This window comes from Prosthecobacter sp. (genome assembly GCF_044222345.1).
GTDB lineage: Bacteria > Verrucomicrobiota > Verrucomicrobiia > Verrucomicrobiales > Verrucomicrobiaceae > Prosthecobacter.
This window is the reverse complement of sequence record NZ_JBGANL010000004.1, coordinates 101,312-122,204: the sequence shown is the minus strand read 5'-3', so window position 1 is coordinate 122,204 and position 20,893 is coordinate 101,312. Positions and strand designations below refer to the sequence as shown.

Below are 20,893 nucleotides of genomic sequence, written 5' to 3'. Positions count from 1 at the left end.
CACAGCCACCTGCCATCAATCGTGGATGGCGGGCCGTGAAGGCTCTCAAACTCTCAAAACAATCGTATGCGCGAGCACCTGGGGCCAAGTTCGACCTCGTTCGTGCTCCAACCAAGGCGGAGCCTCGGCAACCATCGAAACCTGTGCTGGCAGCAGCACCGACAGAATCCATTCGGGAATCACTAGATCAACCAGCACCGGCGCAGGAGCCGCGATTTGAATAACCGACGCCTGGCTCGCCGTCAGGCTCTCGACGATGGCTGGGTGCTCATGCGTGTCCTCACTGTCCGGGTGATCGTCCGATGAATGACAAGGCGCAGCCTTCTCCTCGTCATGGCAGGCCGCCGAGTGAGGGCCATGGCAGTGATCCGCCTGCGTCACCTCCTGCACGCCGCCGCAGTCACAAAGGAAACCTCTCTGCAAGCCAAACACCTGCGCACACGCCACCGCCAGAACGGCGAGCGAGGTAAGGATACGTGTGCGGAGAGTAGCCATGGACGCTGCTAAGATGATGCGAGACTTGAACTTATTCAATTCTAATTTTGAAGCCCCTGACCCCAGAGCTTGGAATCAGGAGCTTTCCGACCAATTCAATCACTCGTCGCAGGTGCAGGCGTATTCCGCGTTGCCACACTCTTTGCAGGTGTGCAGTTCCAGCTTGATGCGGAAGTTCTTGGTTTTGGCATCGGGCGCGGCTTTGGCCTGCACAACGACTTGGTAGCCTTCACCTTCGGGGAGCTTGGTGGTGGAGACGAGTTTGCCGTCTTTGGCTTCGAAGGCGATCTTCACCTTGCCGCTGGGTGCCTCGGCGGTGGCGGTGATGACCTCCGTGGAGACGGGCTGGACCTTCAGGGCGGTGTCATAGACGGCGATGCTGATGCTGCGGTTTTTCTCAACGAAGAACTCGGCTTGCTTGCCGCCGAGATCGAGGATGAGGCCTTTGCGCGGGCCGGCTTTGACTTTGGCGTCGGTGTCGGCGGCGAGGATGCTGCCGGCGGCGACGGTGAGGAGGGTGATCAGATGGAGCAGTGTTTTCATGGGTTCGTTGGCTTGGGTTGGGTTGTAGGTTGGGTTTTCCGTGGGTGCCAGTTTCAGGGCTTGGAGCCGGTGGCTGGTTTCAGGAAAGGCGAAGGGCCGAGCAGGCGCAGGGCGTTGAAAATGACGAGCAGTGTCGCGCCGGTGTCGGCGAGGATGGCGAGCCAGAGGCTGGCGTGGCCGGTGAAGGCGAGAATCAGGAAGACGGCCTTGATGACGAGTGCAAAGCCGACGTTGAACTGAATGATGTGCAGGGTGCGGCGGCCAAGAGTGATGGCTTCGGCCACGCGGGTGAGATCGTCCTTCATCAAAGCCATGTCGGCGGTCTCAATCGCGGTGTCACTGCCGATGGCTCCCATGGCGATGCCGACGCTGGCAAGCGCGAGCGCGGGGGCGTCATTCACGCCATCGCCGATCATGCCGACGTGGTGATGCTCGGCCATGAGGCGGCGGATGTGCTCGATCTTCTGCTCAGGCATGAGATCGCCATAGGCTTCGTCAATGCCTGCCACGCGGGCGATGGCATCGACGGTGCGCTGGTTGTCACCGCTGAGCATGACGACTTTTGCAATGCCTGCCTCATGCAGCAGGGTAAGGGCGTGGGCGGCCTCGGGACGCAGGGTGTCGCCGATGCTGATGATGCCGAGCACTTCGCCGCCGCCGGAGGCGTGCGGGGCGTGCCCGAGAATGGCGAGAGATTCGCCGCGTGACTCGATCTCCGCGAGATGGGAGTCCACTTCGGCGCTGCAAACGACGAGTTCCTGCACCAGCTTGTGATTGCCGATAAAATACGGGCGGTTCTCGATGATGGCGGTGGCTCCACGCCCCGTCAGGGAGATGTAGAGCGAGGCTTGATCCAGCAGAATGCCGCGCTGCCGCGCCTCCGCCACCACGGCCTGGGCGAGGGGATGAGTCGAGTGCTGGTCGATGGCCGCGGCCAGACGCAGCACTTCGTTTTCATCCAGAGGACCAAACGCGGTGACACCGGTGACTTGCGGTCTGCCCTGCGTGATGGTGCCGGTCTTGTCCACGGCGAGAACGCGCAGCTTGCCCACGGCTTCGAGATAAGCGCCGCCTTTGATGAGCACGCCGCGCCGTGCCAGCGCGGTGAGGCCGGACACAATCGAAACGGGCGTGGCGATCACCAGCGCACAGGGGCAGGCGATGACGAGCAGCACGAGGGCGCGGTAAGTCCACTCCGACCACGCACCGGCCATGAGCAGCGGTGGCAGCAGGGCCACCAGCAAGGCGACGACGAACACCACCGGGGTGTAAATGCTCGCGAAGCGATCCACAAAACGCTGCGTGGGGGCTTTCTGTTCCTCGGCTTCTTCGACCAGCTTGATGATGCGGGCGAGCGTGGAGTCGCTGGCGGCTTTCGTGACTTCCACGAGCAGCGAGCCTTCACCGTTGATGGTGCCTGCAAAAACGGTGTCGCCGGGCTGCTTGTCCACCGGCACGGACTCGCCGGTGATGGGGGCTTGATTCACGCTGGAACTGCCGCTGATGATCTTGCCGTCCATGGGAATGCGTGCGCCGCTGCGCACGCTGATGGCCGCGCCGAGGCCGACGTCCCTGGCGTTGACTTCCACAAACACGCCGTCCGCTCCACGCACCTGCGCTGTTTCGGGGGTGAGCTGCATCAGCGCGGCGATGGCGCGTCTGGCCCGACCGGCACTCCATGACTCCAGCAACTCGGACAGGGCGAACAAAAACACAACGACCGCAGCCTCGCCACCCTCGTTGACCAGCCAGGCACCGGTCACAGCCACGGTCATGAGCACATTCATGTCCAGGCGGAGCTGCTTCAATGCCGCGAAGGCGGCTGGCACCACCAGCAGCCCGCCGCTCACAGTGGCGAGCGCGGAAAACAGCGTGGTTCCCAGGGGGGAGCCAAGCCCCAGCCAGCGCAGCAGCAAGCCCATGAACAGCCACCCACCCGATACGGCGACGAGCCACTGCCGAGAGAACACCGTGTCGTGCGGCTCGGTGCCGCAGGAACGGCAGGAGCCGGACGGAGAGGAGGATGGGGCTGTGTTCATGACGAGAGCCTGAGTTGGTGCTTATTTCCCGCCGTCGAGGAGCTTTTTGATCGCAGGCATGCTGTAAGCCTCGCCAGCGAGCTGATCGCCAATGAACGCGCGGACGGCCCATGCGTGATAACGCACGCCGGCGGCCTCGATCACCTTGGAGCGTGCCCGCCTGCCGCTGCCGGTGCGGACGGTGTGGCGGGGCGTGAAGTCGAAGCGGATGGGCTTGGTCTTCAAACTGGCCTGCTGGCCCTGCACCAGCTCCACCGCGCCCTTGCCGGAGGCATGTTTGATGACTTTGCGTGCGGCGAGGTCATCGCCATAACAAGTCCATTCCAGACGGACAGCGGCGGGCTTGTCGAGATGGAAGGCGGTGGCGGTGATCTCCAGCCAGCGGTCTTGAACCTCCTGGACGCTGTTCTTGGGGTCGTTGAAGTCGCTCTTGGCGGCGATTTGCAGTTTGACGCTGTTGTCGGCCAGCGCGGAGCCGGTGCTGGTGAGCAGGATGATGACGAAGTGGGCGGCGATGCGCCGCACTCCGCGGCGCAGCCTGGCTGAGCGGCTGATGTGGGTTTTCATGGTTGTTTTGGCGGGGGTTGGTTGGTTGGAGTAGAATCAAGAGGCGTCCGCGGCGGCAGGAGCGGCGGCGTGTCGGGCGGCAGGCAGAACAAGCCGTGCGTGTAAAGGTCATCCGCCACCTGGAAGAGGGCGATGCCATCATCGCGCACCGAGCTGAACAAAACATTGGCCTCGGTGGCCCGGCTCATCGCCGCTGAGGAGGCGCTTCCCTGCCAGTATTCGATGGTTTTGTTCAGCCCGAAGACGACCTGGTGCTGCGCATGGAAAACCGCGATGGACCGGTTGTGATGCATGAGGCAGCGCACGCGCGAGGCGGCATCCTCCTTGAGCAAGTCGTGGCCGAAAAACAGGCTGCGATAAGGCCTGCCGACAAGCCCGAGAAGGGTGGGGGCGACATCGAGCTGGCTGCCAACAATGTCGATGCGGCGCGGTTCGGTGATGAGGGCCGGGGCAACCACCACCAAGGGAATCTGATAGCTCTTGAGCGGGATGGTCTGACTGCCGTAAACACGGGCACCATGGTCGGCCACCACGACAAAAACAGTGTTCCGCCAGAAGGGCTCGTGGCGGGCGCGGTCGAAGAAATCCCCCAGCGCCCAATCCGCATACTTCACCGCATGGTCACGACGACGCTGGCCGGGAGATTCCGGGATGCGCCCCTCCGGATAGGTGAAGGGCCGGTGGTTGGACACCGTCATGAACGTGGCGAGGAAGGGCCTCCCGGTGAGATGCATCGCGCGCATTTCGACAATGCCGCGTTGAAGCAGATCCTCGTCACTGACGCCCCAGGCGTTGCGAAACACGGGCCGCTCAAAGTCGGACTCATCGACAAGCCGGTCCCAACCATTGCTGAGGGTGTAGGACTTGACATGGTCAAAGCTGCCGCGCCCGGCATAAAAGAACAACGTGCTGTAGCCATCACGCTTGAGCAACCGGGCGATGGTCTCGACATTCTGAGTCTGGTCGCGGGCGAGGATGGAGTCCCCTGGCAGGGGCGGGAAGCTCGAATAGATCGCCTCCAGGCCACGGATGGTGCGGTTGCCGTCTGCCAGCAGATGCGTGAAAAGCAGCCCTTCCTGGGTGGCGATGGCGTCCATGCGCGGGGTCAGCGTGTGCGGCCTGCCGTCCACGGTGCGGCCAAGGCAGCCCCAAAACTCACTGCCCATGCTTTCTTCCGTGATGATGCAGACGTTGAGCTTCGGCCTGGCGGGATCACCCGAAATTTCACGCACCAGCGAGTCACGCGCCGCCCGCAGCCACGGCATCTCATCGGTGTCCTTTGCCGGCGCGGCAGGAGGCTCGGGTGCGAGGAAAACGGTGTCCGGGTCGGTGAGCAGGTTGCGGGCGCGGACAAACGCCTCCCGGCGGTCGAGGGTGGGATAGAAGGCGGTGTAGTCGAGATTACGGCTCCAGGCGGCGCGTGCCGCGCTGGCCCAGCCGTTGTTGGCAAGCTCATTGATGACGCGCTGGCGGCTGAAGGCAGTCTCGATGTCAAGCACGCTGAACGGTGCCAGGATGGTGATGCCCGCCATGATCCCGGCGAGTTTGAATCTTGCGCGGACGGGCTGCCCCGCCAACTGCGGGCTGAACCGCGTGAATCCCGCGTAGGAGATGGCCGCGCCGCCGATGACGCAGACCAGCCCGATCCACGGGAGCGGATAGCTCTCGCGCAGATTGGTGAAAACCTCGTGAGGGTAGATGAGGTAGTCGATGGCGACGGTGTTGAAGCGGCTGTCGAACTCATCGAAGAAATACCATTCGCTCAGCACGAGGAACACGCCCGTCATGCAGCCGACGGTCACGGCGGCGCGAAAAAGCAGCCGCCTCGCCGGATGCCAAAGCCGGAGGCCAAACACCCGCAGAACGAGACAGGGAAGAGCGGCGAGCAGCGTGGCAGCAAACGCGCTCACAGCAAGGAGGATGGCGCTGCCGACAAGCGCCCAAACGGCGTCGAGGTGAACTCCTGCGAGGAACAGCAGCATCGTGTCTCGCGGGCTGGCTCCAGGCGGCGCGTGGGACAGCCACAAGGCCAGCCGCAGCACCTGCCAGAGGCCAAACGCCACGAGGGAGAACCAAAGAGGAAAGCGCGTGTTCATGGTTTTGAAAAGGTGCGGAAGGGCTGCCGAGGGCCGCGCAGGCGCGTCAGTGCTTCCGTTCATGGCTTGAGTTCGGCGTCAGCAGGGTGGCGCGGGTGAAGTAATCGGAGCCAAAAAGCGGATTGTGATAACGCAGCGCCACCCTCATGCCTGGGAGAAGGAGCGTGGGTGATGTTTCCCGGCCAGCCTGCACGAACACGGCCCAACGAATCCACACAAGCTTGCGAAGAGCACCGCCATCCTGGGTGAAGACGATGGTTCGCGAGGAGGCATCCACACTGCGGACGGTGCCGGTGATCATGACTCCGTGAGCGCGGATGGAGGGGGTGGCCTGGAGGGAGGCCACAGACAACAGTAGAACAATGAGCAGGCAGAGACGGGATGGTGTGTTCATGGGGTTTGAGGTTGGAATTTGCCTTTTCTTTCAATCCAGTCGTAGAGCACGGGCACGACGAGCAAGGTGAGGAATGTGGAGGTGACGATGCCGCCGATGACGACAGTGGCGATGGGGCGCTGGACTTCCGCTCCGGCTCCGGTGGCGATGGCCATGGGGACGAAGCCGAGGCTGGCGACGAGGGCGGTCATAAGCTTGGGGCGCAAACGGGTGAGCGTGCCTTCGACGACGGCATCCCGCACGTTGCGACCTTCTCCGCGTAACTGATTGATGTAACTGATGAGCATGATGCCATTGAGCACGGCGATGCCGCTGAGGGCGATGAAGCCGACGGCAGCGCTGATGGTGAAGGGCATGCCACGCAGATGCAGGGCAAAGATGCCGCCGGTGACGGCGAGCGGCACGCACATGAAGATGAGCGTGGCTTGCTTGAACGAACCGAAGCTGAGGAAGATGAGCACGAAGATCAGTGCGAGGGCGAGCGGGACGACGATGGTGAGGCGGGCTTTGGCTTCCTGGAGGTTTTTGAACTGGCCGCCGAATTCAAAGTAGTAGCCATCAGGGAACTTCACCTTGTCACGGATAGCCTGGGTGGCTTCCGCGACGAAGCTGGAAGTGTCACGGCCACGCACGTTGATGAGGATGCTGACGCGCCGCTGGGTTTTCTCGCGGGCGATCTGCACGGGCTGCGGCACGAGCACGATCTTGGCGATCTGGCCGAGTGCCAGCATGCCGCCGCCATCAGTAGGCACGGCGAGGCGCTTCAGGGCTTCGAGGTCGCTGCGGCGGTCTTCAGCGAGACGCACAACGATGGGGCTGCGTTTGTTGCCGTCGATAACGAGGCCAACCTCGTCGCCAGCCAGCGCGGTTTCGACCAGCCGGTTCAATTCTTCGGTGTGGACGTTGTATTTGCGCAGCGCTTCGCGGTCGGGCTGGATTTCGATCATGGGATTCTTGCCGATGCTGTCGAACGAGGTCTCACCACCGCCGCGAACGGCGGTGATCGCGGCACGAACCTCTCCGGCGAGGCGTTCCAATTCGTCGTAGCTGTCGCCGAAGATTTTGCACACGAGGTCGGCGCGTGCCCCGGCCATGATCTCATTGAAGCGCATCTGAATAGGCTGGGTGACGAGGATGTTTTGGCCGGGCACTTGATCGAGCAGGGTTTTGCGCATGAGTGCGCCGAGTTCTTCTTTGCTGATGGGCTTGCCATTTTCCGTGCGCCACTGGTCGCGCGGCTTGAGCATGAGGTAGGTGTCGGCCACGTTGGGGTTCATGGGATCGGTGGCGACTTCAGCGGTGCCGATGCGGGAGAACATTTCCTTCACCTCGGGGAAGTCGCGGCGGATGAGGGCTTCGCTCTGCTTCTGCAAGTCGATGGAGGCGGAGATTCCGGCGCTGCTGCTGCGGATGAGCTGGAAGGAGAAGTCGCCCTCATCAAGCTGCGGGATGAACTCGGAGCCGAGCCGCGAGAGCACCCACAGCGAGGAGCCAAAGATCACGATCATGGGGAGGACGATGAGCGGCTTAAAGCGCAGTCCAAAGCGCAGCAGCGGGGTGTAGAGGCGTTTGGTGAGGGTGACGATCCAGTTGTCCTTCTCGTCGATTTTGCCGCCGAGCAGGTAGGAGCACAAAACGGGCATCAATGACACGGCGAGCACGAGTGAACCGCCCAGAGCGAGCATGACGACGAGGGCCATGGGCTTGAACATTTTCCCCTCGATGCCCTGCAAGGCGAGAATGGGCACATAGACCACGGTGATGATGAGCACGCCGAAGAACATGGGGTTGGCGACTTCTTTGGCCGATTTGAGCACTTCCTCGGTGCGCTCGGCGGCGGTGAGCCTGCGACCCAGCGCGTGCTGCTTCTCACCGAGGTGACGCACGATGTTTTCCACCATGACGACAGCGCCATCAATGATGAGGCCGAAGTCGATGGCTCCGAGGCTCATCAAATTGCCGCTAATGCCGTAGCGAACCATGCCGGTCATGGCGAAGAGCATGGAGAAGGGAATGACCAGGGCGACGATGAAGGCAGCGCGGATGTTCCCCAGGAGTGCAAAGAGCACGACGACAACGAGCAAGGCACCCTCGGCCAAGTTTTTCTCCACGGTGGCGATGGTGCGGCTGACGAGATCACTGCGGTCATACAGTGTGCGGATGACGACGCCCTGCGGCAGCTTTTCTTGAATCTCAGTGAGGCGGGCACGCACGGCCTGGGCCACGAGGCGGGAGTTTTCACCGGCAAGCATGATGGTGGCTCCAATGAGGGCTTCTTTGCCATCATCGGTGGCTGCACCGGTGCGAAAGGCGCTACCGATGCTGACCGTGGCGACTTCGCTGAGCAAGATGGGCTTCACGCCTCCGGCAAACTTGAGCGGAATGGGAAGAATTTGCTCGATCTCATTCACACGGCTGGCGGCACGGATGATCAACTGCTCACCACCGATCTCGATGTAACCGCCACCGGCATTGCGCGTGTGCTGCTGCACGATCTCGGCGAGCATGTCGAGCGAAAGACCGCGTGCGGCGAGGCGTGTGGGATCAGGCTGGATGACGATCTGCTTGCGATAACCGCCGCTGGTATTGACCTCCGCGACACCGGGCGTGCCGCGCAGCAGCGGCTTCACCTGATACTCCTGAATTTGAGCCAGGGCCATGAGCTGGGCCTCGCGTGTGGCGGGCTTGGTTTTGGCGTCCTCAGCGTAGTCGAGGCTGTAGTAGAAGATTTCTCCGAGACCCGTCGCGACGGGTGCCAGTTTCGGCGTGAGGCCCGGCGGCAGTTCATCGAGCACGCCTTGCAGCCGCTCGGTGACGAGCTGCCGTGTGCGGTAGATGTCCACGTCATCGTGGAAAATCATCGTGACCTGCGAGAGGCCAAACTTGGACAGTGAGCGCAGCTCCACCATGCCCGGCAGGCCGGCCATCTCCATTTCGATAGGGAAGGTGACGAGCTTTTCGATCTCCTCGGGCGCGAGCGCATTGACAGCGGTGTTGATCTGCACCTGCGGATTGGTGATGTCCGGCACGGCATCAATGGGCAAATGAATGGCCGAGTAAGTGCCGATGCCGATGAGGATCAACGTGGCAAGCAGCACGGCGGCCCGCTGCCGCATGGCGAGGGTGATGAGATGAGTGAGCATGGTGAGTCCGACCGGAGTCGGCGGACGCCGTGGAGGCGCTAGTTAGTCAGCGCAGCACTCGCAGCAGCCCGCGTCGCAACAGCCGCTCTTGCAGCAGTCGTCTGTAAGGCAGCAGGTGAGACAGTCGTCACAGCAACTACCGGTGAGGCAGCATGATGAGGACTCACAGCAAGGTGCCTGAGCGCAGCAGTTTTTGCTCGACTCGGCGGCTTGTAGATTGGTGAGGGCGGCGATGGCCGCGAGGGTGAGGAACAGTGTTTTCATAGATAGGTAAGTTTGAATGATTTGTTTGAATGGATTGAACTGACGTCGACGAAACGCCGAAGTGGTGGGAGTGGTGCGTCTGCTTTGGAGGCGGCAAAGGTGGCGGTTCCATGCGGGACGGCGCACGCTGTGAGGTGCAGCGAATACAGGCTATGCGCAGTGGAATCGGTGGTGAGGCGGTGGCCTGATGAGGCAGGCTCAATGCGGCATACACGCAGCAGGCACAGTCACATTCCTGGTCGGTGTCATCACAGGGACACTCGGGCAGATGGCTGCCGCTGCTATCTGCTGAGATGTCCTGGCAGCACATCAGTTCACATGCTGGCACCATGGGTGAGCAATTTCCGCCAAGCGCATGGCTCCAGGGAAACGCAAACAACGACAACAGCGCCGCGAGCGTGATCCAAGCGATCACGAGGCGGAGTCTGCGGTTGTGGATGCCGATGGATAACATGGCGCGATTTAATGGCCGCAGGTGCAGGATTTACCGCCGCGCAGGACTTGCAGTTCCGCGAGCCAGAGGGACATCACGGCTGAAGTGACGATTTCATCGCCCGCGTAAAGGCCGTCGGTGATTTCGATCTGGTCGTTGCTCCTTGCGCCGGTTTTGACCTGCGTGCGAACGTAGAAGGCGTCGTTCTTTGCATAGACGAAGGTGCCCTCCGCCGTGGTGAGCAGCGCGTTTTTCGGAATCGTGGGCACGGCATCGCCAGCAGAAAAGCGAAACGTCGCCGTGAGCGCGGTGCCTGCGTCGATGATCTCTCGGGCCTGCACCTTGATCTCGAAGTCGCCAAGCGTGACGTAAGGCGACTTTTCAAGGCGAAGCACGCTGCCTTTGGTTTTGCCGCCCGCAAGATCAAGCTCCACTTCCATGCCGGGCTGTATGCGGGCCGCCTGGGCTTCGGTGATCCAGCCGCTTGCCTCGGTGCCGCGCTCCATGGTCTGCAAGGCGGTGGTGAAGACGGGCGCGATTGTTTCCTCCTGCACTTCGGCGGTTTGCAGGCCGATGGCCTTTGCCATCAGCGGTGTGAGTGACAGGCCGTGGCCCTCTTTGAACTGTGCGCCGCTTTCTGTGGAGGAACCGGCATCCTCACCGTCGTCAGTCATGCTGGCGGTGGATTTGCTGCAACTCGTCAACAAGACGGCAATGGGAAAGAGCAAGAGCGACAAAATGAGTTTCATGGACGTGTGCGGTTAAGGTTTTGCGGCAGCGAGAGTGACGAGGCTGCCGGGCGCACCGGTGAGAGCCTCCAGCATGAGAGCGGCTTCGAGCGCCTGGACCTGGGTTTCGTTGATGGCCCCCACAGCGGCGAGATACTTGTCCTGCAACTCGACGAAAGTGCTCATCGGCACGGCACCGAGACGATAATGACGATCCGCCAGTGCTGCCGCGTCACGGAACTTGGTCATCGTGTCTTTCTTCCAGAGAGCGAGGCGTGCCTGCTGGGTTTTGAACAGCAGCATGGATTCCGTCACCTGCCGCTCCACCAGGCGCTGCGCGGTGCTGAGGCTGGCCTGCGCCTGCATCTGCCGTGCCTCAGCCGCAGTGACTTCCGCCTTGCCATTCTTCCACAGCGGCAGCGGGAATGAGACGCCAATGCCGATCACCGACTGGTTTTCCAGCGCCGGGGCGTTCTGTTGCTGGAAAAACGGGCCAACGGTGACAGTGGGATATCGCTCATTTTTCGCCAAAGCGACTTTAAAGCCCTGCTGCTCAAGCTCTGAGCGGCGCATGCGCAAATCATAGTGATTGTTCATGGCCGTGAGCAGCAGTGCATCGAGTGAAGGAGCTGTTTTCATCTCGAAGGCGGCCCGCTGAACGACCAACGGCGCATCAGCGCGGCGGCCCATGAGCTGGTTCAATTCCAGCAATGCCTGCTGCATGGTCACAGCGGCCTTGGCCGCGCTCGACTCGGCCACGAGCGCTGCCGCCTCAATGGTGACGATCTCCAACTGCGGAGCGATGCCCGCAGGCTCGCGCTGTACCATCACCTCTCTCAATGAAGCATAACGGGCGGAGACTTCATTTGACGCAATGGCAACATCCTGCTGCGCCGCGAGGGAGTAGGCCAGCACGCGGACGCGTGAGGCGAGATGAAAACGGAAACGTTCCAGGCCAAGCTCAGCGAGCAAGATGTCACGGTTCGCAATTGCTTTGCGCAAGCCCAGACGCCCCGGCCACTCGATAGGTTGCGCAAGGCTGGCGGAAAAGGCCAGGCCATCGGAACTGCCGTCAGGCGCGTAAAGTTTGTTCTTGCCGTATTGGAGTTCGAGCGTCGGGTTTGACTGCCTGCCCGCCGTGCTGCCCACGGCCTTGCTCTTGGCAATCTCCGCTTCGTAGAAGCGAATTTCCGGGTTAGCTGCAAGGGTGATCGAGACCAAATGCTCGATGGATTTGGGTGCGGGGGGCTCCTCTGAAAGGAGGGTAGACAGGGCGGAGAGCAGAATGAATGGACAAATGATAGAGCGCATGATGGGAACGGGGTTCGGGTTTTTCGACGGAGGCACGGCAAAGCCACGATGCCGCTCAGCGAGCGGTCGCGGTGGGAAGCTCCAGCGTGGAAGTCACCGCCTACATGGGCGGACCAACGCACGGAACTTTAAGCCTGGATCGAAGGCGCACGCACCGGAAGCGCCGTGCGTTGCGTAAATTGCCACGTCGCTCGCAACTCAGGTGGCGCGGTGGTCATCACAAACTCTGCCTGCGGCAGTTCGCCTGCAAGCTCACCCTGGCGGCGAAGCATCTCCCGAACGACATCCTCAAGCTCCGCCATCGCGAAGGATGGTAGCATGATCGGCAAAGGAACCTGACTGTGAGAAATCGTTTCGCTCGGGCAGCCAACAGGGGCGTGATGATCATGGTCATGTCCTTTCCCATCCTCATGTTCATGGTTCTCGCATGAGCCACAAACCAGCGCCGCACAAGCATCCGGCCCAAAGCAGCACATCGAAGCCGGGACCATCAGGGCCAGCAGAATGAGCGAAAGGATTTGGCGGAAGCGTTCCATGAAGTGAAGCGGCGCAAGACTCGCCGACAACGTGAGATGGTCAAGGTGGGAGTTTATTCCGCTGAGCAATCATGGGGCCAAGCGGGTCGGGCGGCACACCGCAACGCTGGGCACGACGACAATCCGTTGAAGGCTATCCACACAGGGCAGGTGCCACAGCTTGGAATACTCTGGTATAATGACGTCATGAACACCTCAGAAACCTTCGTCACCTATCTCGGCAAGTTCTTGGGTCTCGCGCTGATTGCAGGAGCCGTGGTTCACTTCGGCACCATAGGCGGAGGTTACCTGCGATATGTCGTTACAGCCGTCGCGGGGTTGACCATGATGGTGATTGCCAATGTGGCAGAGGGGCGTCGTTCGGGTCTGAAGATGAATGCTTCCTTCTTCGCCGCTGTCACCATCTTGTCGGTTGCCACAGGGTTCCTATCGGGAGGAATCCAACACTACATCGACAATCCACGCTACGCTGGATGGCTGCTTGTCGTTGGCCTGACCATCGCGTTTAGTGCCTATCACAGAGTGAAACTCAGCCGCCAGAGTGCCGTCGCGCGACTGGTCATCTACGGCCTAGCAGTCCTACTTGTAGTCGTGACTCTCACACTCCCCGATAAAGCGGCACCATCGCATCATTCGCCTGCAAAGAGTGTGGAAGTGCAAGAAGGGCATCACTAACTCACGAGTTCGACATCGACCTAAAGCAGCGCAAAAAAGAGGAAAAACAGGTTCGTTGTAAGGGGTTTGTTCGGAAAACACGGCTCTGATATAATCAGTAGGCCGAGGGGCACTGAGCGGCCTCTTGCTTTTACAATTCTAAGAAAAAATAATGAACAAAAACAAATTGGTTGGCATCACAGTTGGGGGTGTTGTATTCGCTGGTGTAATCTGCTTCATGTACGCGTGTGTTAGCGCAATGACACCATCTTCTGTCATAGAAGCGGGCAGGACAATGACGAACAACTCTCATGTCATGCCAGACGGCTCCGTTATGGCAAACCACTCCGGAATGTCCATGAACAGCATGATGGAAGGCATGATGCAAAACCTGCGCGGAAAATCCGGCCCTGACTTTGACAGAGCTTTCGTCAGCGAAATGATCCCTCATCATGAAGGAGCTGTGCTCATGGCTAAAGCCGCGTTGAAGGCAAGTTCTCGGCCTGAGATTATCGAAATGGCAAATGCGATCATCAAGACTCAGACTGAGGAGATTGCGATGATGCAGAAGTGGCAAAATACATGGGCTAGATGAGCATAAATCGGAATCAAAAAATGAAAAGCCCCGCCCAGATGAACTCCGGGCGGGGTTGGTTTTTGTATGATGAACTGGTGGCTTGACTGCCATTGAGTGTGGTCAGTATTCCGAAGGGAGAAGCACTGTTGTCACGGAGCGATCCCACTCGGTAATGATCCAGAATTTCACTCGCTGTGATGAACGATAGCACGACAGAAGCCGTGCCCCCTCTTTGAGCGCACGGTTGTTCTCATCAATGTCCTCCTGGCAGAGATCACCCCAGTCGCCTGTCGAATGACGGGCTAGAGCAGCGGAAATCTCAGTTTCAGTGACATCGACAAGAACACCCGGAGTGGCGTAAAGCTGACCGAGAGGAAACAGGCCAGTCTGCGGGTAGAGAATGAACATGGTGAGTTGGGTCAGTCATGGTTCTCAATCCAGCAGAGCATGAAGCTCGTTCTCGGTCAGGAGATCAGGCTGCGCTCCTTCTTGGGGAAGAGGCACGACCCGGACAAACAGCCGCCTCGCCAGCTTTACGAGAGCCTTTTCACGGCCAATGCGCCCAGCCTCGTCCTCGTCGAACATCAATATGATGCCCGCCCTGCCTTCAGAAGCCTCCACGAGCGCTGCTTCTTGTGCCATGGAAAGAGAACTCCCCATGATGGAAACAACCCGGTGAAAACCGTGTTGCCAGAGCTTGATGACATCGAAGAAACCTTCGACGACGATCAGGGGTAGGCCTTTCTCTTCCTTGGAGGCGCGGTCGAGATTGAAAACCTCGGCGCTTTTTCGGAAGCCGTTCGGCAGCTTGTATTTCGGTCGATCCTCGGGCGGTTGCCCAGGCCAGCGTCCGGCATAGCCCACGAGTTCGCCATCTTTGTTGTGAATCGGGATGACGATGCGACCGGACATGGTGCCCTTGGCGCAAAAACCGAGACCAAACTCCGCCACCGTTGCTGGGGTGAGTCCTCGCTCGGTCAGATACCCATGATCTGTTTTCAGATTCTCCAGCTTGAAGCTGAGAGGGGCATTTTCGCCAGGTTCCTCTGCAGGCTCTTGTGGCACCGCGATCCGCGAGGGTTGTGTGCTGTTTCCATGGGCAGGCGGTGAGCCAGTCCATGGACGTGCGGTTGACGCTGCCGGGCTTTGCTGCTGACGCGGCGGAGGTGAGTCCGATTTGCCAGCGAGTCCGAGTTTGAACCACTGATCCAGCTTCAACGCGGCCTCGTGTGCATCGCAATTCTCCATCTTTGCGACGAAGTCGAGATGATTGCCTCCGCATTTGCATGAAGAGAGATGACAGAACCAGCAGTTCTTCGAGAGCGTCACCTTGAAGGTGTCTTTCCCGGAGGCTTCTGGGTGAATGGGACAAGGGCCGTCAAGGCCGTCGCCGTTGCGAGTGCTTTTCATTTCGGCGGTGAAGCCGTAATGCTCAAGCACCTGTTGAAACGACACGGCGGCTTTGACCGCCGCGAAGTCAATGAAGGGTTTTGCCATAAGATAATGAACTTTGCGTTGGTGTTTGTGGGACGTTTGCAGGATGCAAACACCTCCGCAGTCCATCGTATCAGTCAGTTCGGTTCACCGGGAGTTGACTCCTGCTGGAGAATGTGGCGTGACGAGATCAAGCACGCCGTCACAAGCGCGCCAGCCATCATCGCTGAACACACAAAACAGCCTTCGACCTTTCTCCAGTCCGACAACGGCCTCGCGGATATTCTGCGCTCGTGTGGTCTGCGCTGTGACAATCAGCACTCGAAATCGCTCTGCACCGAGTCTGGTTCGATGGATGCCAGCGGCATACGTTCCTTCATAAGACTTCAGCTTTCTCAGCACACAGCTCTGCCGAAGATCATGCCGCTCGATAGGCATGGTTCCACGGTCTGCTTCGAGAAAGTAGTGGGTGAGTTCGATGCGGCCATCGGGATGCGTCACCTCAAGCGCGAAGACCTTGTCCGGCACCACGCCGACATGGCGTTTACCGGGAAGATCAACTGACCAGCGGAAGGGTTCACGATTGTTCTCTCGGCCTTTGGGTTGTGGCAGCTCGTGCGAATAGAGGAGACGAATATCAGGGCGATTGCGGCAGTCGATTGCGAGAGAGGCCATGAAGTCACTGACCATCAGCGTGTGATCCAAGAAGAGACGGCCAATGCCCTTGTTTCGAGTCGTCCAATCCATGCGCTCGAAGGGCATGTCGAGATCGCGTCGAAGACGCCCAGCTCCGCGTGAGGCGAGGCCATAGACGAGACTTTTGGAGCCGCTTTCGTGGTAGTAATCGAGCTGGCAACGTGGGCGCTCAAGATATCCATGATGATAGAGGAGATTCAGGCGGCGGAGAAGCTGCTGGCGACTTCCGCCGATCAGTTTGATGATCCACTCAGATCGGATGAAGCGGTGCTCAGCGACGTGGCGGAGGATATCGAGGTCGCGTTTGGTGAATTGAAATGATCCGGCGGCTTCGGGATCACGCCTGAAGCGCGGGAGCCGCTGCTGTTTGTCGGTCATCCTGAGATTGTATCACGAATGAAGCCTCCCCAGGTTGTGGAGAGGCTTCTTGGTTCAAGCGGTCATCGTCATCTCGGTGCCGTCTGTTGAAGGTGTGGCACGGTTGAGGATGAAGCTGGCCGCTTTGCTGGCCTGGGATGCGGCATTGATGATCCAGCGTTTGTGTTCTTTGACGCGCAAGACATCCAACCAGCTTTGCAGGTAGGCGGCGGACTGCTCATGGGAGTCGCTCACGATATGGGTATCCATGCCGAGAAACGCAGCGCCCATCTCGGCCACGAGTTCTTCCTGGGAATAAACCTTCCCTCCGAAGCCGTCATGCCTGATGAGGCTTTCGCGGTTCAACCGGGATGGATGACCGCTAGAGTGAATCAACTCGTGGAAGAGCGTGAGGTAGTATGCCTCGGCACTCTCGAACGACGCGATGGCAGGCATTTGAACCGTGTCTGTTGCCATGCGGTAGCAGGCCACGGTGCTTTTGCCTTCCTGGATCACGGGAGGTAGCTGCATCTCGGAGACGACCTGATCGGCGGCTTCGATCCGTTCATTCGGGCTGAGTGCCGGAATGCCCGGTGTTGCGGGGAATTCAATGCCTTCGATCTGCGTGGCGTTGAAGACCGTGTATTCCCGAATGAAGAGGCGTTTGCGCTGGGGGTGTGCCGGATCGTCGGAGCCTTCGTTCTCGGAAGACGAGGCAGACTTCGATTCTCCGACCTTAATGACGTGTGCTCCACGTTCGCCCTTGCGGACATGTCCGCCTCTTTCCTGGGCCTGACGAAATGTCAGCCAGTAAGGGGAGGGCAAGTGTCGCAGGCCGAGCAGCAGGACGTTGATGCCATTGTAGGTCTTGCCAGTGTGGAAGTTGCGCGGGATGCCGACTTCACGCTGCCAGGGGCAGCGCCAGGGAACGACGCCGCGTTCCAGATGTTCGATGATGAGATTGGTGACGGTTTGATAAGGATCTATGCGCGATTCTGCGGTGCTCATGGGGCTTCGGTGTTGAGGTTGTCAGGAGAAGCCGACCTCGTAGGTGAGGCAGGCTTCAGGCTGGCAACCGCAGGCTCCGAGAGCCGCAGAACGCTCTACCAATCAGGATACCAAAGCAGAGCGCTTTCACGCAAGGGATGCGCCGTCATGAGTGCTCCTTGAGCCACCGCGCCAGCTTGCTCTCGACCTCTGCCTTGGGGGTGGCGAATCGTTCGCGACTGCGTTTCAGCAAGCGGTCGCGGCGACCTGCATGAGTCTCGATGGGACGGGAAAGCTGCGTGCGTTGGAAGTGCATCGCGCCATCGGCGGATTGGTTGCGGATGAGGGTTTCGTAACGTGGCAGATCAACGAACTGCCTCGCGTGGAATTCTTCGCCGAACTCGCCGTGCAAATGTTCGGCATCGGCGAATCCGACACGGAAGGCGACAAGGGTGCCGACATTGCCAAAAACGGCTTCCCGCACAGTGGGGGAGAGCTGGGCAATGTATTGATGGCTCAGGGTGAGGTTGAGCCGGTATTTTCGCGCCTCGGCCAGGATGGAAGTGAAGCTCTCGGTGGCGAAGTTTTGGAACTCATCGACGAACAGATAAAAATCGCGTCGCTCGTTTTCCGGCTGACGGTTCCGGGCCATGGCCGCGAGCTGAAACTGCGTAATGAGCAGAGAGCCGAGCAGGTTGGATTTGTCGTGGCCAATCTCGCCCTTGGACAGATTGGCGATGAAGATCCTACCTTCGTCCATGACAAAGGGGATGCTCACCTTGTTGCGCACCTGGCCGATGATGTTACGGATGACGGGGGAGAGGAGCAACTGACCGGCTTTGTTCTGGATGGGCGCGATGGCCTCGCGCATGAAGCGCGGCTCCCAGCTCTCGAATTCGTTATCCCAGAAATCGCGAAGGAAGGGATCGTCGATCTGATTCACCACCCATCGGCGATAGGCCGCATCGGTGAGTAGGCGATTGAGTCCGAGGAGAGTGGTGTTCGGGCAATGCGCGAGAGCAGCGATGGCGTTGTGCAGGATGTATTCGAGCCTTGGCCCCCAGCTTTCATGCCAGAGACTCTTGAAGGCGCTCACGATGCCGGAGGCCACGAGATGACGATCCTCCGGTGTGGTCTGGGCGAGCAAATTGAGCCCGATGGGGTGATCGAGGTCGCCAGGATGGAAATATACAGTCTGCTCGGCCCGCTCGGGCGGGATGTGAAGAAGCAAATCCTCCGCCAGATCACCATGCGGGTCGATGAGTCCGACACCGTGCCCTTGCTGGATGAGTTGAAGGACGAGGTTGCGCAAAAGCGTCGTCTTCCCGGAACCTGTTTTTCCGATGATGTAGGTGTGGTAGCGTGCATCAGCCAGATCGAAACCGAACGGCACCTCGCCGCCCCACGCCTGCCTCATGCCGATGTAAAGATCATGTTCTTCCATGTGTTTGTTCAAGCCGCCCAGGCCAGCCGCCGCTCCAGAAAGGAACATGAATGAAAACCGGGCCAGAGATCACCCCCTCGTCAAAATGGGTGCCTGCCCGTCGAATCACCCGGCAAACGTCTTGTGGATCGAGCCAGGCGGGTAACGGCAACTGGCCTCGACGGCTGAATGGTGAAGATAGTATAACACGGAGACTGACTGAATGGCACAATTGCGCAATCACATTGGAGACACATTGTCTTCGGCCGCGCCAGGCAATTTTAAATAAAAACCAACTCAAGGAAAATATTCAGCGCGAATTTTTGAAAAAATACCCAATTCCTCGGTTTCACGCTTCATTTTTTGGAGAAAATCTGCTGAAAATGATTTGGCACGCTTTAAGCCAAAGCTAGCGGGCATGAAGCAGTTAAACTTATACGACATGCTGGCTGTCGTTGCGCCAGGAGCCGTGCTCGTGATCGGTCTATCACATCTCTTTCCAGCCCTGGGAGTATTACTTGCGAGCAAAGAGCTTTCGCTGGGGGACTTTGGATTGGTGCTCTTGTCATCCTATGTAGCTGGCAACTTGCTGTCACCAATCTCGCATGTCGTTCAGGCTGTCTGGTTCAAATGCAGAGGCGGAAGCTATACGTCACGAATTCAGAAGAAGAACTCGGGCATCCTTCATCAGACAGAGATTGAGGCACTCAATCGCAAAGCTCGTAAATACTCCATGCTGAAAGAGGATGAGGACATCCGTGGCATTTCGGCCTCTCACTGGGAAGCTCTCACGAGGCAAATTCGCGCATTCTTGGCTAATCGAGGATCGGTTGATCGAATTGAGGTATTTAATGCTCACTATGGACTGAATCGTGGGCTGGCCGCCGCTTTGTTAGTCATCATCATCGCTGTTGGATTGTGCAGACGGGTCGATGGCCTGCCTGCAATTGGTGGACTCCTCGTTGGGCTTTGTCTGGCCATCTACCGCATGAACGATTTTGGTCGCTATTACGCTACAGAACTCATGCGGCACTTCATCAATTTCACCGACGGAAACCAAACAGAAACAACAGAAAAAACGCAAGGAGACTAATATGCACGAACTCATATTCTACCCCATTGGAAACGGGGAAACATGCCTCATTAAACTGGCGAGCGGCAAGCGCATCGCATTCGACTACGCAGACCTGTATGATCCATCTGATCCAACCGACAAACGGATGCCTCTGCGGGATAACTTCCGACAGGATATAGGCTGGTGGGCGATGCCAGGCAGAAATTATGTGGACGTGTTGGCCGTGACTCACGGTGATCTCGATCACATCAAAAGAATATCCGAACACTTTTGGCTCGACCACGCCACAAAATATCAAGGCGATGATCGGATTCGCATCAACGAAATGTGGGTGCCAGCAGCACTTATCGTGGAAGAGGGAGCTGAGGATGAAACGCGAATCATCAGGCAAGAAGCGCGGCACCGCCTTAAAAACAAGAAAGGCATCAAGGTCTTTTCGAGGCCAGAAGCATTGCGTAATTGGTTTGAAGACGAAGGGCTAAGCATGGATGAGTTCCGTGGCTTCTTTGTTGATGCTGGAACGCTTGTCCCAGGATTCACCAAGGAGGCTGATGGGGTTGAATTTTTTGTTCATTCTCCTTTTGCCGAGAGAACGGATGATGGTGTGCTTGACCGCAACAGTGATTGTATTGTGGTGCAGGGAGTCTTTGTGGCCGGGGCTAGTGAGTGTCGCGTTCTGCTGACTGCCGACATCGCGAACAGCGAGGGTGAGCTTGATCGGATTGTTAGAATAACAAAAGCACATGGCCGTGATGAACGACTCAAGTGGGATGTGTATGATGTTCCGCATCACTGCTCATATCTATCACTGTCAGGAGAGAAGGGTGAATGGCAAACGCCTGTGACACCGGAAGTCGATTGGCTGCTAAAAAACGGCAATAAAAGTTCGATCATGGTCTGTTGCAGTGATGTCATCCCGCAGGAAACCACAACACAACCACCCCATGTGGAAGCATACAGAACATATCAGGGCTATCGCAAGCTGCATGACGCAGAATGGGTTGTGACCATGGAGCATCCTACAAAAACAAAGCCGCTGCGGACTGTTGTGGAAATTACCACAGCAGGGGCCAGGCTTCGCAAGGCTGGTGGGGCTGCCGTGGCCGCTGCTACTGGAGCAATGCTGCCTAGAGCCGGATGA

The 20,893-nt window shown here is 59.0% G+C and carries 20 protein-coding genes; 4 read left to right on the top strand and 16 right to left on the bottom strand.

Annotated features, from left to right (window positions below):
- Positions 1–45: 45 nt before the first annotated feature.
- From ACILSL_RS04195 to ACILSL_RS04150, 10 genes are all read right to left on the bottom strand, one after another.
- Positions 46–495 (bottom strand): hypothetical protein, encoded by a 450-nt coding sequence (locus tag ACILSL_RS04195; protein ID WP_395730744.1) that lies wholly within the window; start codon positions 493–495, stop codon positions 46–48.
- A gap of 99 nt (positions 496–594) precedes the next feature.
- Positions 595–1,038, bottom strand: coding sequence for a hypothetical protein (locus tag ACILSL_RS04190; protein ID WP_395730743.1), 444 nt, complete (start codon positions 1,036–1,038; stop codon positions 595–597).
- Between the two features lie 53 nt (positions 1,039–1,091).
- The gene (locus ACILSL_RS04185) at positions 1,092–3,077 is read right to left on the bottom strand and encodes a heavy metal translocating P-type ATPase (protein WP_395730742.1); all 1,986 of its coding nucleotides are present in this window, start codon (positions 3,075–3,077) and stop codon (positions 1,092–1,094) included.
- Between the two features lie 21 nt (positions 3,078–3,098).
- A complete protein-coding gene (locus ACILSL_RS04180) occupies positions 3,099–3,644 on the bottom strand; it encodes a hypothetical protein (RefSeq protein ID WP_395730741.1) in 546 nt (181 codons plus the stop codon).
- Positions 3,641–5,740, bottom strand: coding sequence for an LTA synthase family protein (locus tag ACILSL_RS04175; RefSeq protein ID WP_395730740.1), 2,100 nt, complete (start codon positions 5,738–5,740; stop codon positions 3,641–3,643). Before ACILSL_RS04175 ends, ACILSL_RS04180 begins: the two co-directional genes overlap by 4 nt.
- Positions 5,741–5,786: 46 nt before the next feature.
- Positions 5,787–6,134 (bottom strand): hypothetical protein, encoded by a 348-nt coding sequence (locus ACILSL_RS04170; RefSeq protein WP_395730739.1) that lies wholly within the window; start codon positions 6,132–6,134, stop codon positions 5,787–5,789.
- A complete protein-coding gene (locus ACILSL_RS04165) occupies positions 6,131–9,277 on the bottom strand; it encodes an efflux RND transporter permease subunit (protein WP_395730738.1) in 3,147 nt (1,048 codons plus the stop codon). The genes ACILSL_RS04170 and ACILSL_RS04165 overlap by 4 nt, the downstream gene beginning before the upstream one ends.
- A 726-nt stretch (positions 9,278–10,003) precedes the next feature.
- Positions 10,004–10,723, bottom strand: a complete 720-nt coding sequence (locus ACILSL_RS04160; RefSeq protein ID WP_395730737.1) for a hypothetical protein — start codon at positions 10,721–10,723, stop codon at positions 10,004–10,006.
- Between the two features lie 12 nt (positions 10,724–10,735).
- Entirely contained in the window at positions 10,736–12,013 is a 1,278-nt protein-coding gene (locus ACILSL_RS04155) for a TolC family protein (RefSeq protein WP_395730736.1), read from the bottom strand.
- Positions 12,014–12,141: 128 nt separating this feature from the next.
- Complete coding sequence (locus ACILSL_RS04150) at positions 12,142–12,549, bottom strand: hypothetical protein (protein WP_395730735.1); 408 nt, start codon at positions 12,547–12,549, stop codon at positions 12,142–12,144.
- Between the two features lie 186 nt (positions 12,550–12,735).
- Between ACILSL_RS04150 and ACILSL_RS04145 the strand changes: the two genes are divergently transcribed.
- Positions 12,736–13,224, top strand: a complete 489-nt coding sequence (locus tag ACILSL_RS04145) for a hypothetical protein (protein WP_395730734.1) — start codon at positions 12,736–12,738, stop codon at positions 13,222–13,224.
- Between the two features lie 151 nt (positions 13,225–13,375).
- On the top strand, positions 13,376–13,798 hold the full coding sequence (locus tag ACILSL_RS04140; protein WP_395730733.1) for a DUF305 domain-containing protein: 423 nt from the start codon (positions 13,376–13,378) through the stop codon (positions 13,796–13,798).
- A 102-nt stretch (positions 13,799–13,900) separates the two neighbouring features.
- On the opposite strand, the gene ACILSL_RS04135 is transcribed toward ACILSL_RS04140, so the two are convergent.
- The 6 genes from ACILSL_RS04135 to ACILSL_RS04110 form a co-directional block, all read right to left on the bottom strand.
- On the bottom strand, positions 13,901–14,188 hold the full coding sequence (locus ACILSL_RS04135; protein ID WP_395730732.1) for a hypothetical protein: 288 nt from the start codon (positions 14,186–14,188) through the stop codon (positions 13,901–13,903).
- Positions 14,189–14,212: 24 nt separating this feature from the next.
- A complete protein-coding gene (locus tag ACILSL_RS04130) occupies positions 14,213–15,277 on the bottom strand; it encodes a toprim domain-containing protein (RefSeq protein WP_395730731.1) in 1,065 nt (354 codons plus the stop codon).
- A gap of 84 nt (positions 15,278–15,361) precedes the next feature.
- Entirely contained in the window at positions 15,362–16,288 is a 927-nt protein-coding gene (locus ACILSL_RS04125) for a replication-relaxation family protein (protein ID WP_395730730.1), read from the bottom strand.
- Positions 16,289–16,342: 54 nt separating this feature from the next.
- Positions 16,343–17,275 carry an ArdC family protein gene (locus ACILSL_RS04120; RefSeq protein WP_395730729.1) on the bottom strand — a complete coding sequence of 311 codons (933 nt, stop codon included), beginning with the start codon at positions 17,273–17,275 and terminating at the stop codon, positions 16,343–16,345.
- Positions 17,276–17,420: 145 nt separating this feature from the next.
- A complete protein-coding gene (locus ACILSL_RS04115) occupies positions 17,421–18,698 on the bottom strand; it encodes a type IV secretory system conjugative DNA transfer family protein (RefSeq protein WP_395730728.1) in 1,278 nt (425 codons plus the stop codon).
- 276 nt (positions 18,699–18,974) lie between these two features.
- Complete coding sequence (locus tag ACILSL_RS04110) at positions 18,975–19,097, bottom strand: hypothetical protein (RefSeq protein ID WP_395730727.1); 123 nt, start codon at positions 19,095–19,097, stop codon at positions 18,975–18,977.
- Here ACILSL_RS04110 and ACILSL_RS04105 point away from each other — a divergent pair.
- Both ACILSL_RS04105 and ACILSL_RS04100 read left to right on the top strand, forming a co-directional pair.
- Positions 19,096–19,770 carry a hypothetical protein gene (locus ACILSL_RS04105; RefSeq protein WP_395730726.1) on the top strand — a complete coding sequence of 225 codons (675 nt, stop codon included), beginning with the start codon at positions 19,096–19,098 and terminating at the stop codon, positions 19,768–19,770. The genes ACILSL_RS04110 and ACILSL_RS04105 overlap by 2 nt on opposite strands.
- A 1-nt stretch (position 19,771) precedes the next feature.
- Positions 19,772–20,893 (top strand): hypothetical protein, encoded by a 1,122-nt coding sequence (locus ACILSL_RS04100; protein ID WP_395730725.1) that lies wholly within the window; start codon positions 19,772–19,774, stop codon positions 20,891–20,893.

Bases quoted from the DNA above. Each gene is read 5' to 3' on its own strand.
- ACILSL_RS04185 (WP_395730742.1), bottom strand. From the start codon at position 3,077: ATGAACACAGCCCCATCCTCCTCTCCGTCCGGCTCCTGCCGTTCCTGC.
- ACILSL_RS04175 (WP_395730740.1), bottom strand. From the start codon at position 5,740: ATGAACACGCGCTTTCCTCTTTGGTTCTCCCTCGTGGCGTTTGGCCTC.
- ACILSL_RS04170 (WP_395730739.1), bottom strand. From the start codon at position 6,134: ATGAACACACCATCCCGTCTCTGCCTGCTCATTGTTCTACTGTTGTCT.
- ACILSL_RS04140 (WP_395730733.1), top strand. From the start codon at position 13,376: ATGAACAAAAACAAATTGGTTGGCATCACAGTTGGGGGTGTTGTATTC.
- ACILSL_RS04120 (WP_395730729.1), bottom strand. From the start codon at position 17,275: ATGAGCACCGCAGAATCGCGCATAGATCCTTATCAAACCGTCACCAAT.
- ACILSL_RS04110 (WP_395730727.1), bottom strand. From the start codon at position 19,097: ATGCCCGCTAGCTTTGGCTTAAAGCGTGCCAAATCATTTTCAGCAGAT.
- ACILSL_RS04105 (WP_395730726.1), top strand. From the start codon at position 19,096: ATGAAGCAGTTAAACTTATACGACATGCTGGCTGTCGTTGCGCCAGGA.
- ACILSL_RS04145 (WP_395730734.1), top strand. From the start codon at position 12,736: ATGAACACCTCAGAAACCTTCGTCACCTATCTCGGCAAGTTCTTGGGT.
- ACILSL_RS04180 (WP_395730741.1), bottom strand. From the start codon at position 3,644: ATGAAAACCCACATCAGCCGCTCAGCCAGGCTGCGCCGCGGAGTGCGG.
- ACILSL_RS04135 (WP_395730732.1), bottom strand. From the start codon at position 14,188: ATGTTCATTCTCTACCCGCAGACTGGCCTGTTTCCTCTCGGTCAGCTT.
- ACILSL_RS04125 (WP_395730730.1), bottom strand. From the start codon at position 16,288: ATGACCGACAAACAGCAGCGGCTCCCGCGCTTCAGGCGTGATCCCGAA.
- ACILSL_RS04165 (WP_395730738.1), bottom strand. From the start codon at position 9,277: ATGCTCACTCATCTCATCACCCTCGCCATGCGGCAGCGGGCCGCCGTG.
- ACILSL_RS04190 (WP_395730743.1), bottom strand. From the start codon at position 1,038: ATGAAAACACTGCTCCATCTGATCACCCTCCTCACCGTCGCCGCCGGC.
- ACILSL_RS04100 (WP_395730725.1), top strand. From the start codon at position 19,772: ATGCACGAACTCATATTCTACCCCATTGGAAACGGGGAAACATGCCTC.
- ACILSL_RS04195 (WP_395730744.1), bottom strand. From the start codon at position 495: ATGGCTACTCTCCGCACACGTATCCTTACCTCGCTCGCCGTTCTGGCG.
- ACILSL_RS04155 (WP_395730736.1), bottom strand. From the start codon at position 12,013: ATGCGCTCTATCATTTGTCCATTCATTCTGCTCTCCGCCCTGTCTACC.
- ACILSL_RS04130 (WP_395730731.1), bottom strand. From the start codon at position 15,277: ATGGCAAAACCCTTCATTGACTTCGCGGCGGTCAAAGCCGCCGTGTCG.
- ACILSL_RS04150 (WP_395730735.1), bottom strand. From the start codon at position 12,549: ATGGAACGCTTCCGCCAAATCCTTTCGCTCATTCTGCTGGCCCTGATG.
- ACILSL_RS04160 (WP_395730737.1), bottom strand. From the start codon at position 10,723: ATGAAACTCATTTTGTCGCTCTTGCTCTTTCCCATTGCCGTCTTGTTG.
- ACILSL_RS04115 (WP_395730728.1), bottom strand. From the start codon at position 18,698: ATGGAAGAACATGATCTTTACATCGGCATGAGGCAGGCGTGGGGCGGC.